The organism is Nocardioides zeae (assembly GCF_010686755.1).
Lineage (GTDB): Bacteria > Actinomycetota > Actinomycetes > Propionibacteriales > Nocardioidaceae > Nocardioides > Nocardioides zeae.
The window spans coordinates 148381-160813 of record NZ_JAAGXA010000006.1 but is presented as its reverse complement, the minus strand read 5'-3'; the positions used below and the strand labels follow the sequence as shown (position 1 = coordinate 160813).

Annotated in this window: 13 protein-coding genes; 6 read left to right on the top strand and 7 right to left on the bottom strand. The window is 66.8% G+C overall.

The window, feature by feature from the left end:
- The 4 genes from G3T38_RS10380 (at position 1) to G3T38_RS10365 (ending at position 4137) form a co-directional block, all read left to right on the top strand.
- Positions 1-1563, top strand: coding sequence for a tripartite tricarboxylate transporter permease (locus G3T38_RS10380; RefSeq protein WP_163772228.1), 1563 nt, complete (start codon positions 1-3; stop codon positions 1561-1563).
- A complete protein-coding gene (locus G3T38_RS10375) occupies positions 1560-2018 on the top strand; it encodes an SRPBCC family protein (RefSeq protein ID WP_163772227.1) in 459 nt (152 codons plus the stop codon). Before G3T38_RS10380 ends, G3T38_RS10375 begins: the two co-directional genes overlap by 4 nt.
- A 43-nt stretch (positions 2019-2061) precedes the next feature.
- A complete protein-coding gene (locus G3T38_RS10370; RefSeq protein WP_163772226.1) occupies positions 2062-2796 on the top strand; it encodes a methyltransferase domain-containing protein in 735 nt (244 codons plus the stop codon).
- Positions 2797-3351: 555 nt separating this feature from the next.
- Positions 3352-4137 (top strand): MFS transporter, encoded by a 786-nt coding sequence (locus tag G3T38_RS10365; RefSeq protein WP_163772225.1) that lies wholly within the window; start codon positions 3352-3354, stop codon positions 4135-4137.
- A gap of 14 nt (positions 4138-4151) precedes the next feature.
- On the opposite strand, the gene G3T38_RS10360 is transcribed toward G3T38_RS10365, so the two are convergent.
- Genes G3T38_RS10360 through G3T38_RS10345 form a run of 4 tightly spaced genes read right to left on the bottom strand, consistent with a single transcriptional unit; the run spans position 4152 to position 5807 of the window.
- Positions 4152-4589, bottom strand: coding sequence for a hypothetical protein (locus G3T38_RS10360; protein WP_163772224.1), 438 nt, complete (start codon positions 4587-4589; stop codon positions 4152-4154).
- Positions 4590-4605: 16 nt separating this feature from the next.
- Complete coding sequence (locus tag G3T38_RS10355) at positions 4606-4806, bottom strand: hypothetical protein (protein WP_163772223.1); 201 nt, start codon at positions 4804-4806, stop codon at positions 4606-4608.
- A gap of 23 nt (positions 4807-4829) precedes the next feature.
- Positions 4830-5018, bottom strand: a complete 189-nt coding sequence (locus G3T38_RS10350; protein ID WP_163772222.1) for a hypothetical protein — start codon at positions 5016-5018, stop codon at positions 4830-4832.
- A gap of 45 nt (positions 5019-5063) precedes the next feature.
- On the bottom strand, positions 5064-5807 hold the full coding sequence (locus tag G3T38_RS10345) for a GAF domain-containing protein (protein WP_163772221.1): 744 nt from the start codon (positions 5805-5807) through the stop codon (positions 5064-5066).
- A gap of 209 nt (positions 5808-6016) precedes the next feature.
- Between G3T38_RS10345 and G3T38_RS10340 the strand changes: the two genes are divergently transcribed.
- Both G3T38_RS10340 and G3T38_RS21580 read left to right on the top strand, forming a co-directional pair.
- Entirely contained in the window at positions 6017-6388 is a 372-nt protein-coding gene (locus G3T38_RS10340) for a hypothetical protein (RefSeq protein ID WP_163772220.1), read from the top strand.
- Position 6389: 1 nt separating this feature from the next.
- Positions 6390-7316 (top strand): hypothetical protein, encoded by a 927-nt coding sequence (locus tag G3T38_RS21580; protein WP_241728719.1) that lies wholly within the window; start codon positions 6390-6392, stop codon positions 7314-7316.
- A gap of 814 nt (positions 7317-8130) precedes the next feature.
- Here the strand turns inward: G3T38_RS21580 and G3T38_RS10330 are convergent.
- From G3T38_RS10330 to G3T38_RS10320, 3 genes are all read right to left on the bottom strand, one after another.
- Positions 8131-8496 carry a hypothetical protein gene (locus G3T38_RS10330; RefSeq protein ID WP_163772219.1) on the bottom strand — a complete coding sequence of 122 codons (366 nt, stop codon included), beginning with the start codon at positions 8494-8496 and terminating at the stop codon, positions 8131-8133.
- 733 nt (positions 8497-9229) lie between these two features.
- The gene (locus G3T38_RS10325; protein WP_206675848.1) at positions 9230-11299 is read right to left on the bottom strand and encodes a glycoside hydrolase domain-containing protein; all 2070 of its coding nucleotides are present in this window, start codon (positions 11297-11299) and stop codon (positions 9230-9232) included.
- A gap of 540 nt (positions 11300-11839) precedes the next feature.
- On the bottom strand, positions 11840-12418 hold the full coding sequence (locus G3T38_RS10320; RefSeq protein ID WP_163772218.1) for a hypothetical protein: 579 nt from the start codon (positions 12416-12418) through the stop codon (positions 11840-11842).
- Positions 12419-12433 lie beyond the last annotated feature (15 nt).

Below are 12433 nucleotides of genomic sequence, written 5' to 3'. Positions count from 1 at the left end.
ATGGACCAGCTCACCAGCCTCGCCGGCGGCTTCGGCGACGTGCTCACCCCCATGAACCTGCTGTGGGTCGTCGTCGGGGCCTTCCTCGGCACCGCGGTCGGCGTGATGCCGGGCCTCGGCTCGGCGATGGCGGTCGCGCTGCTGCTGCCGATGACGTTCACGCTCGACCCGCTCGCGGCACTCATCATGTTCTCCGGCATCTACTTCGGCGGCCTCTTCGGCGACTCGACGGCCGGCATCCTCATGAACACGCCGGGCAACTCGACGGCCATCGCGACGACCTTCGAGGGCCACGCGATGGCGCGCGGCGGACGCGCTCCCCAGGCGCTCGCGACGTCGGCGATCGGCGCGTTCACCGGCTCGATCCTCGCCACCGTCCTCGTCGTGTTCTTCGCCCCGACGATGGCGGACCTGGCGACGCGGTTCGGGCCGGGCGAGTACTTCGCCCTCGCCCTCTTCGCCTTCGTCGCCATCTCGACCGTCGTGTCGGAGTCGCCGCTCCGCGGCGTCGCCGCCCTGGTGTTCGGCCTCGCCCTCGCCCTCGTGGGCACCGACCAGTCGACCGGTACGGCGCGGTTCACCTTCGACGTGCCCGCGCTCTTCGACGGGATCAGCATCGTCGTCATCACCGTCGCGGTGCTCGCCGTCGGCGAGGTGCTCCACGTCGCGGGCCGCCACGGACGCTCGGGCGGCACGGAGCTCATCCCGTCCCGGGGCCGGCCGTGGCTCTCGGGCCGCGAGTTCCGCCGGGCGCTGCCCGCGTGGCTCCGCGGCGCCGGCATCGGGATCCCGTTCGGCATCATCCCGGCCGGCGGCGCCGAGGTGCCCACGTTCCTCTCCTACACCACCGAGAAGCAGCTCGACCGACGCAAGGAGGAGCCGGAGTTCGGCACCGGCGCCATCGAGGGCGTCGCCGGTCCGGAGGCCGCGGGCAACGCGACCGCCGGCTCCGCGATGGGCGCGCTCCTCGCCCTGGGCCTCCCCACCTCGGCGACGGCGGCACTGCTGCTGGCGACGTTCCAGCAATACGGCATGCAGCCTGGCCCGCTGCTCTTCGAGCGCAACGGCGAGATCGTGTGGGCCCTGCTGGCGGCGCTCTTCCTGGCGGCGATCGTGCTGCTCGTGCTCAACCTGCCGTTCGCGCCGTTGTGGGCGAAGCTGCTGATGCTCCCGCAGTCGTACCTCTACGCGGGGATCACGGTGTTCGCCAGCCTCGGCGTCTACGCCACGGGCGCCAGCCAGACCGACCTCGTGCTCATGTGCGCCCTCGGGCTGCTCGCCTTCGTGATGCGGCGCAACGACGTGCCGCTCGCGCCGGTGCTCATCGCGGTGATCCTCGGGCCCTTGGCCGAGTACTCGCTGCGCGACGCCATGAGCAACTCCGGCAACGACCCGCTGACGCTGGTGAGCAGCCCCATCACCATCGGGCTCTACAGCCTGCTGGCGCTGGGCGTCGCCTGGACGGTCTACCGCCGGCTGCGGCCCGCCGTGCCGGCCACGCTGGCCGAGGCGCGGGAGCAGGAGGACGCCGACGCGACCGAGGGTGCAGACTCACGGTCATGACGTCCTCCCGCACCTTCTCGGACTCGATCGTCGTCGCCGCCTCCCCCGAGGCGGTGTGGGACGTCGTCTCCGACGTCACCCGCACCGGCGAGTGGTCCCCGATCTGTCGCGCCTGCTGGTGGGACGAGGGCGACGGCCCACGGGTCGGGGCGCACTTCACCGGCCGCAACGAGACCCCCGACCGCACGTGGGAGACCCGCTCGGAGGTGGTCGTCGCCGACCCGGGCCGGGCGTTCGGGTGGGCCGTGAACGACAGGCGGGTGTTCTGGAGCTACACGATCGAGCCGGTCGACGGCGGCTCGCGCCTGACCGAGTCGTGGGAGTTCACGCCGCGGGGGCAGGAGTTCGTGACCGCGAAGTTCGGGCCCGAGGGGGTCGAGCTGCGCGAGCAGATGGCGCGCGAGGGCATCCCGGTGACGCTGGCGGCGATCAAGGCGGTCGTGGAGCGGGGGTAATCCGCTGGCCGCGGACGCGTAGCCGCTGGCAGGCTGCGCTGCCGTGACCGACCTCGCGAGCGTCTTCTGGCGCGTCCACGACGGCCTCCCCCGGGAGGCGCCCGGCTCCGAGGCCACGACGGCCCTCCTGCTCGGGCTCGTCGGGAACCTGGCAGCCGCGCCCCGCGTGCTCGACGTCGGCTGCGGCACCGGACCTGCGACCGTGCCGCTGGCCCGGCTGACGGGCGGCCACGTCACGGCGGTCGACCTCCATGAGCCGTTCCTGGCCGCGCTGGCCGAGCGGGCGCGGGCCGCCGGCGTCGCCGACCGCGTCAGCCCGCTGCGCGCCTCGATGGACGCCCTCCCGCTGGCGGACGGATCCGTCGACCTCCTGTGGGCGGAGGGGTCGGCGTACGTCGTCGGGGTCGACACCGCGCTGGACTCCTGGCGACGGCTGCTCGCTCCCGGCGGGGCGGTCGTGCTGACCGAGGCGGAGTGGCTCACGCCCGACCCCGCGCCCGGTGCGCGTGACTTCTGGGCGGCCTACCCCGGGATGCGCACGACGGCGGCCAACGTGGCGGCGATGCAGGCGGCGGAGTGGACGGTGCACGCGACGTACGTGCTCCCCGAGAGCGACTGGCAGGAGTACTACGGCCCGCTCGGCGCCCGGCTCGAGCAGCTGCGTGGCGAGGGCGTCCCGGACGACCTGCTGGCGCAGGTGGGCGAGGAGATCGGCGTGCGGGCGGCGTACGGCGCGGACTACGGCTACACGGCCTACGTGCTGCGGCCGCGGGGCTGAGGCTGCCCCGGCGCTGCGTCGGGGAGGCTGAGGCTGCCCCGGCGCTGCGTCGGGGAGGAAAACGCGGACCGATCGGCCCTCGGGGTCGGCGTGTCGCGGGTCGGAGTCCGCGCGTTCTTTCTCCGTCGGCGCCGTCGGGCGGGGCAGCGGCAGGACCCGGTCGGCGATCTCGCGAGCTCGTCGCTCGGGGTCGGTCATGCCGATCTTGTCGGGAAGGTCGGTCATGTCGACATGGTGCGCCTGCCGGGCGGTGCGCGCCAGAGCGACGCGGTGGTTCTCTGAGCAGACGGGTGCTCAGCGAACTACCGCGTCGTCCGCTCCGGCCCCGTGTCTGGTGCGCGGCGTGCGCGTCGGCACCGTGGCCCCGGCGCGAACCGCGCTGCGGCTCAGGACGTGCCGGGTGACGTGATCGCACAGATGACGGCGGGTACGTCGGCGGGCGGCCGCCTGGGGGGTGGATCCGGTGCACCCGTGCGCTCCGGTTCCACCACGGAGCGCCGCCGGGCGGACGCTTCTCGCCCGGCCGGGTGGGTCGCGATCCGTACGCTCGACGGCATGGAACGCACCCAGTCCGCCGAGCGGCCGCACCCCCGCCAGCGACGGCTCGCCAACGCGGTGCTCGCCGCCGCCGTGCTGCAGGTGGTCGCCCCGATCGCGACGATCAACGGGCCCGGCGCGTCCCCCGGCAGCGGGTCGGGTGCGGAGCTGCTCATCACCCCCGTGGGCTGGGCGTTCTCGATCTGGGGCGTGATCTACGCGCTGGCGATCGTGCAGGCGGTCTCGACGATGGCGAAGCGCGACCGCCGCGTCCCGCTGCGGCTGCAGCTCGACCAGATCGGGCTCTACCTGGGCGGCACGCTGTGGATCCTCATGGCCGCGCTGGACAGCAGCACGGCGACGTTCCTCGCGCTCGCCCTCATGTTCGGCTTCGCCGTCGACGGCGTCCTCACGCTGGCCCGCACGGGCCACGAGCTGGCGCCCCGCGGCCACCGGACGCTGACGCGGATCGCCTTCGGCCTGTACGCCGGCTGGGTCTCCGCCGCCTTCTTCCTCAACCTCTCCACGGCGATGGTCGGCTGGGGCCTCGTCGACGCGGACGACGTCGGCTGGCAGCTCGCCGTGGTGGCCGTTGCCACCGTCACCCTCGTGGCACTGGTGCTCGTCGGGCGTCTCGCCGCGTACGCCGCGGCCGGCCTCTGGGCGTTGCTCGGCATCGCCGTGACGGGGCTGTCGGACGGGACCGACGCGGTGGTCGTCGCGGCGTCGGTCGCGGCGGTGGCGCTGCTGGTGGCGGCGGTCGTGGGGCTGCGCCGAGGTGCGGCGGTCGGGCACCGGGGCTGACGCGCCACCGCGGCTCACCCCGCGGTGAGCCAGAAGGTGGCGGTCGTTCCGAGGTCCGGTTCGAGGCTGAGACTCGCGTCGGCTGCGAGCCCGTCCCCCACGGCGCACCCGGTCAGGTCCACCAGCCGTTCGCCCTCGCCGCCTTCGGCGACCTCGCAACCGTAGGTCTCCACCAGGTGCGCGACGGACTCCTCCTGACCGAGCGCGATCGTCGCGGTAACCTGCCGCACCCCGCCGCCGCTCGCGTCGCTGTCGCAGGTGTCGGTGACGTAGGGATCACGGAGCGCGGGATCCTCCTCGACGGCTGCGAGAAGGATGTCGAGGTCGTCGGAGGCGCACGACGCGCTGGTGACGTCGAGGGCGTCGTCCAGTGCCGAGCAGCCGACGAGGGCGGGCGCGATGACTGCGGTCAGGACGAGTGCGCGCGACGAGGCCCTTGTTCGGATCGTCATGGCTAGCGGCCCCCCATCATGACCGTGCCGTCGACGCCGCGACCAGGCGATCGCCGTCACGGATCTCCCACGAGCACCCGTAGAACCACAGGTGGTAGTCACCGTAGTCGCGCCGATCGCCGGGACCGCGCGCCGCAGGCGGCCCGCTCTCCACCTGCAGGAACGATCCGATGCCGATGCGCCCGTCCCACGTTGGCTGACCGACGAGGCGTGCCACTGCCGTAGCGAGGGCGGCGGAGCTCACGCCTGGTCCGGCTGCTCGTCCTTCGCGCGCTTCGACGCGCCGAAGATGGCCGCCGTCATGGCAGCGCCGATGATCAGCATGAAGCCTGCGAAGCCCCACGGTCCCGACCCGCCCAGGACGTACCCGACCACCCCGAGCAAGACGATCACGCAGGCGTGCAGCGCAAGGCGAGCAGCTCGGGGCATCGGCACTCCTCGGTCCTGGTCCGGCGGTAGTCGTCAGCCTAGAGGCTAGGCGCCGAGCGTCCCCAGCACGTCGACGGCGTCGCGCAGCTCCAGGGCGTTGCGACGGCAGCGCTCCAGCGCGTCGAGCTGCTCGACCGTGAGGTCGCCGACGGATCCGTCGACGAGCAGCTCGAGGAATCCCAGCAGGCTCGTCAGGGGCGTCCGCAGCCCGTGCTGCACCCGCGCCACGGGTTCGAGAGGCACCGCGCCGCTGAGGCGTGCCAACCGCTCGCGGCGGGCGATCGCCAGCATCGACACGACGAACTCCGCAGCCGTCGTGAGCGAACGCATGACCTGCAGGTCGAGGGAGGTCCACGCACGGGGTTCCGGCGTGATGACGCAGACAGCACCGAGGACCGTGCCCCGGGGGCCGCGCAGGGGGAAGCCGGCGTAGGCGCCCACGCCGAGGTGGCTCCACTTGCCAGGATGCAGGACGTCGTCGGCGACCGCAGCGTCCACGTGGGGCTCGCCCGTGATGACGACCGTCTTGCACAGAGAGTGCGACAGCGGGACGGGCAGGGGCCGGTCGCCCGGAGCGCCGTGGGAGGCGAGGCTCACGACGATCTGCTCGTCTGCGGTGATGGCCGTGACCAGTGCGGTCGTGTCGTCCCCGAGAGCGGTGTGGGCCACCTTCGTGAGCGCATCGAGCGCGCCGACGATCGGCTCGTCGAGCAGGCCCGACGACTCCAGGTCGGCGAGGCGCTCGGCCGAGGCCAAGCGCGCGATGCCGTCGTCGTCTACCGCGGACACGTCGCCCCCCCTGTCGTCCGCTGGCCACCCCGAGAACGCCCTTGGCTAGACGGAGGAGCGGAACAGCACCGATACCCGGACTCTAACCTTCAACCTTTCGCCGGTGGCGGGCTATGCCGGAACCGCGCCCTGGAGGGTGGGTCGCGTTTGTGGGGCAGCGCCGCGTGGAAACGTCGGTGACCTCGGCCACACCGTCCAGGAGATCTGTCATGTCCATCGAACTCCGGCTCGAACGCATCTACCGCGCCGCTCACGTCGACGTACCTGCGCACGCGCAGCTCATGAGCGCGCGCGGCGGCGCCATCGTCGCGGCCAGCTCCACGATCGTCGCCCAGGTCGGCAAGACCGGGCACCGGATCGGGACCGACATCGGGAACCTCGCCGAGGCGCTGGTCGTCAACATCGGCACCGTCGTCAGCACGATGAACGACTCGGCCGTCGCACTGGACGAGATCGCCGACGACTTCGCCGCCACCGACGCGGAGGCGGCCGCCTTCTTCGCCCAGCACCAGGGCTGGCTGGACGAGAAGGGGTACGGCGGCACTCCCGCCACCTCGCCGACCCCGGCCTGGGAGGGCTGACATGTCCTTCGCCGAGGAGTTCCGCGCCGTGTGCACCGAGGTGGCCGAGCTCGTCCACCAGCTCAACGGGCTCGAGAAGGCCTACGGCTTCTTCGAGACGAGCGCGATGGTCCACGCCGATGCGGTCGAGAAGCCGGAGCTCGACCTGGAGTCCCAGGTCTCCGACAGCGACGCAGTCGTGCCGACGGACTACCCGTTCAACCCCTCGTGGGCGCTGAACTACTCCTTCACGTCGGGCGGCAACACCACCCACTACGTCGCGTCCGAGCAGATCCGCCTCGCCTTCGACCAGGCGTGGTACCCGTCGGTCGGCGACCTCGTCAGCCACGCCGACCTGGTCATCCTGCCCGATGTCCCCACGATGGTCCCGGCGTGCGAGTCGCTGGGCACGACCGCCACGCAGCTCTACGAATTCACCCGCCAGTACGACGTCGGCAGCGACACCTCCATGCCGGGATTCGTCCGTCAGCTGCAGGAGTCCTGGGCCTCGCTCGCCGCCACCGGGTTCTACGACTTCTACGAGGACCTCACCGACGTCGTGTACCGCTACCAGGACGCCACCTTCCGACAGGCGACCACCAGCGCGTGCGTCACGAACGCGATCAACCAGTACCAGCGCAACATCCTCGAGGCGGCCGAGAACAGTCGCGACCTCGCCAAGGACGTGCTCCAGGCCTGGCGCCAGCACGACCGCCCGATCGAGATCACCGACGTCGACACGGTCGACGCGAAGGCCATCGAGATCCTCGACAGCGCCAGCCTCGCGACCGGCCTGGCCGCCGCGGTGCCCGGCCCGCACTCCCCCGCCGCGGGTGCCGTCAGCCTGCCCGATTTCCGCCTGCCATCGTCGACCGTCGAGATTGTGACTGGAAATTCTCGAAGGGAATCGCGGTTCACAAAGTCCCGCCAGTCGAACTCCATACGATGAGTGGACCCGTCGCCCGTGCTGGTAACAATCTCGATGCGATCACCGAGCCGTTGCGCACCCAACCTCCCCAGGCCCTCGTCGCCGAGCGGTGTCCGCCCACGCCTCGCGGTCTCGCCAGCCAGCTTCATCCTCCGCTTCACGGAGTTGGAGATGGTCAACCATCCGTTCTCAAGGGTCGTGGGTGTCATCCCGCGCCGCCGGTCATGCAGACCAGGCGAGGGGGCCAGCAGATTAGACCAACGAGTTCCTGTGGGAATCGGGCTCGATGAAATCCAACGGGCGGGTGCAGAACTGGCCGTCGTGGACTCGCACTCCGGCTTGGAAACACGCCTTCAGGGTCCGCTCCTCCCCGCGACGAATCGCCACCCTCAGGCAAAGTTCAAGCCGCGTGGGATAACTCCAGGGTTAACACGATACGAGTCCGAGACGGTTTGTCCATCGGAGGCAGTCACCTTGAAATCACTCGGTCGCTGCGTGTTGAAGACGGCTAGATCTTACTCAATCTATACCCAGCTCGGGGAAACTGACTCCGTCACGTCTCCTTCGACACATGACCCTCGACGCCCAGTCGTCCACAACTGCCAGGAGGTCAGGAATGCCCATCGGTCCCCGTTGCTCAGTCCATGTCTGTCCCCGATCATTCACGGGATAGCCCGGCGCATTCGTCTTCGTAGAGCCGACGATTGTGGTGCCGCCTTACAAGAACTTGCTCAGCGTCCGACCGAACTCATCGGACCTCTGAAATCCCTCGCCGCTGATCTATGCCCGCCTACCAACTCGGCTCGTACAGATCAGCGCAACGTCAAAGACTAATCTAAAGAACGCCCTCTATGGTTACAAAGACTTCGACGCGGTCCTCGCGAGCTATCACACCGGTACACTTCCTACGAAAATCCAGGATGCCTCGCACGGAACAGCCTTCATCAACGACGCCCGAGAGTCGCCTCGCTAACGCCTCGCCCGACTCGCCGTCGCTGATTACCGTCACACTTCGTCCGCAGTTACTTGGACCACACGATTCGTCGGAACCCACCACGGCAACATCTGAAGGAAGTTCGGGCAGTTCGTCCTTACTTGGCAGCCCCGGACCGACGCCAAAACTCCAGAGACCTATTATCACAAGGTATCCGACGACGACCACGCCGGTTACGGTGGCGAATCTCTTCACCTTGTGGCGCATCGGCACACCTCCCCCTCCAGGGCCAGTTTTCACGAGCTTAACCGAGCGAGCCTGGGCGCCGGGCGTTCCGATCGTTGCTTCGGCCGATGTCACCGGCCAGGACGGTGAGCTGAGGGTCACCCGGTGGACGCGCAATCTCGAAGTACCCAAGGGAACCGCCGGGTGTATCTCCTCCCCAACGCACGACTCCCCTCAGCTCATCAACGATCTGCCGTACGGCACTCATCTCCCGCTCGAACATGAGGCCTCGGACGCCGGCTGGGTAGTGGCCAGGTAGCACCTGGACCGCAGTACCCGACATCCGGTTGTTCTCGGAACCACCAGTCAGTTCCGACTCTGGCGCCCACCCCAGTACATCGCCCTCGACTAGCTCGAGAACCTCGTAATGGAACCTCAGGACAAGACGACGGAGGATATCCTCAACTTCGCCGGGGGCAATATCTACGGCCCCTCCGACTCCAGGAAGCGGCCTCGACCAGACGTAGGTAGAGTTCGTGGCATCGGCCACCGGCCAGCCGTTGGCGCTGAGCTTCGGCTCTGCAACAAGCTGCGCTGGCGGCAGCATCGCTCCGCTGGCCGCCGGAGCAATCGCGCCCAGTGTCAGGGCCCCTCCCGACGCCGCCGCAAGTCCTGCACCGACGAGGGAGACAGTGCGTCTCGAGAGGCGTGGGCCCAGCTCAGAAATGGTCACATTCGCTCCCTGAACTAGCTTGGGTCCGCCAATCACCCGACATCAGATGAAACTCCGTGCCGCAAGATTGAATGCCTCAAAGATTTGATAATAGCCAAAGACCTTTGCTCCGTACTCGTCGGCTGCGTCGCCCGTTCCGTTGTAACGGCCCAAGATGCGCTGCGTGTGTGCGTCAGTGGAATCGAGATGCGGAGGGGTAACGTCGGACATCTTGGATGCCCCATGAAGCAACACAAGCGGAATCGTTGACACGTTAAATGACTCGTCATTCTTCAGCTTTTTCCAGACCAGGTAGCAATGATCCTCGTTCTGCGAGTCCATCTGCACACCACCGATCTTGCTATTCACAATCCCCCAGTTTCGGGCCTGGATCGCTACCCATCCGTAGATCTGTCCAATGCCCGTAGAAGAGTCGCTTGGGTACCCTGGAAGCGCGCCAAGCCCTTCGTGATACTGCACAACCCATGTGTCACTGAGAACGTCCTGCGACGAGTAGTGGCGCACCTCTTGGAACAAGACGCTCTGGATCAGGGCTTTGCGAATACGAAGGGTGTTAGCCAGCGACGTGATCAACTCGTCGTGTTCGAGGACCTTATCGAGAGATTCCGGGGTGCTGCGGAGCCGTAGGAGCCCCTCCGGCCCAGGAGACCCCGTGTCGCCATAGCCCAGTCCGAACAGATACGTTCGAAGATTGTCCAACAGCAACCCGCGCTGCTCGAACGGAAACTTACGCTCATTAAATCCACCGCCGGTCCCAGTCGGACTGAAGGTCGCTTGTCCCACATCCCGACCAGACGCAATATTCTTGTCAACTGCTATCGCGCCGCTACCAGTCCCCACGGTCGTAGTAACAATCTGATCGAACGCCCAGTTGGCCGGAAGCGGATACCCCATGTTGCCGGAGAATTTAGACGACATGTCTGACACGAAGCTTGCATCCGCGAGCTCGAGCGCACTTACTCGGGAACAAATGTTTCGAGACGCGTAGATCCCGGTCTTGTATTCGAAGCCGTAGCTCTGCATAACGTCGGCGATTCCACTGAAGTAGGGAATAATAGCCGAATCGACCTCGTGATCCATGGCGTCAAAGTCCACCGCAAAGTAAATGCGTGAACCGGGCTTGAATCCGTGCCAGCGGGCATAATTGAGAGCCGTGTGCCCTGAATTCAGTCCACGCTCGTAGGTGAAGTAGCCAACCTCGTCGCCCGAAGTCTGAAAAATCGGAAACACTTTGAGACCTTTGCTTGCGCAGAGTGCAAGTTCCCCGGGCTGAATTTCTTTCGCGAACGAGCTTCCAGGCGTGCGACAGAGGTAGCGCCCTACCACCTGATAGCCGGCGGCCTTTAGCGCGTCAATGCGCGCAGCGTTCAGCGTGGTGGAGGTATCTGCTGCAGTCCCGGAGCGCGACTGATCACCATGCGAGACTAGAAGTGAGGCCCAAGTGGCGAAATCAGCATTGCCGCTCTGTGGCAACTTCACGAACGACTGGAAGGTTTTTACTCGTGTTGACAGGGTAGACGTGTATGTGGACGTGAACGTGACATTCGGACGCCGATTGAAGAGCATCGCAGCCGAAAACAGGCGGACCCAATCACCAGTCGACCCGACGGTTAACGGATTGCTTTGCAAAGCGCTCTGAGTCCCCGGCCCGAAGTTGCCGTTGGCAACGCCATCCGCCATGCCAGCAGTGTACTGGATCGCGTACATGAGCGCCGATTGCACGTCCCGCGAGAAGTTTCCGTCGCACGGGATGATCTGATAGTCGCGTCGAGAGAGGTACTTGCCGTTCATCCAGCGCTGGACACTCTGGACCGAGCTTGTGCCTCCCGTGAGCAGCACGTAGGCATCCAAGTTCAGGAGAGCTTTGAATACTTTTGGCGTGACGCTTCCGCCTGGCGAGCTACCGATCACACCCATCTCAGTCTTCATCTTGGTCACCGCCGCCGCCGTGCGCGACCCGAACACCCCATTGATGTCTTCGCCGTCGTACCCCTTGCAATAAAGGGCGCTTTGAATGACCCGGTTGATGCCGCCCAAGATGCTTGTGGTGTCGACGCTTGGATAATTCGCCTGCAATGCCGCCATTGTTGCTGGACCGAACGAGTCGGACAAGTTTGAGATCCCCAGATGATACTGCAGAACCCTAGTCAGGGCTCGCATGACCGGCCACCCCGTTCGGCCGGTCTCCTCTAACTTCGGAATACCCGAAACATTGTATTCGTTCACGAACCGCTGAGCCGCGAGTACTTTCTCGTCCACTCTTCCCCCGCTGTGGTACGTCACTTAGTTCTGTGACAACATTGAGTACGCTGGCGCGATTTCGACCCCGCAACCCGGACCGCGAGGACCCGTGGTCGCTAACGGAGCGCCGTGTCTTCATGCCACGGCGGATTGACCGGAGCGTTGACGGCCCGAGTCGGCCTGTGTGTCATGGCATGAAACCCATGCAATTCGTCACAAGACCCGCTACGAGAGAACAAGCCCGAAGGCGGTCCCTAGTAGTCGTTGCAACTCTGGATCGATGATCTGTTTCCCCACTGGCCCGGAGGGCGAGAGTCCAGCCGGCGCGGCAACTCACCTTTGAACCCGGGATCCCGCAGGATTCGCCAGATAAAAACGATTCTCCCGCGTCAACGTGCGACGCGCCCAAGCTCAGTCCAGTAGCCCTCGAGCCTCGGCCTGAGCCGCCAGATCGGCGCTGCAGTTAATTGAGATCTCGTCGCGCAACTGCGTCTGGTCACCCTCCACTGCAGAGACCACGACTTCCTGGTACCACAGTTCGCCGGGATCAACGAAGTTAGCTTTCGCCACTGGAAGGTCGTAGAACGAGTGCAGCTGCACGGCTGCGCTGTTCACCCTGGGAACGTCGTCAGCTTCGACCGCGGTCAGGAGTTCGACTTCCCAGGCGCACCGCCACATGTTCGCTGCGGCCATCTCGCCAAAACCGCCCTCGTAAAGCGAGTAGTCCGCGCCCCCAGCGGAACGGGACTGCTCAGCACCGTTTACCGCGCTAGGTGCCGGAATCTCCACCCCTGGCGGCATCTCAAGAACTGGATTGCCGAGTGCCTCTTGATACTCAGCCTGCATCTCGCTCGCGGTGTTGAAGTGAGGCGTGGAGTTTTCATCCTCGCCTGCTCGCTCCGCCCCAGCTGACGGCCCGATGACAGCCCACCCAGCCCCAAGCCCGAAGGCCGACAGCACGCCGACTGAAACAGCGCTACGAATCCTCATTTAGCCGCTACCCCC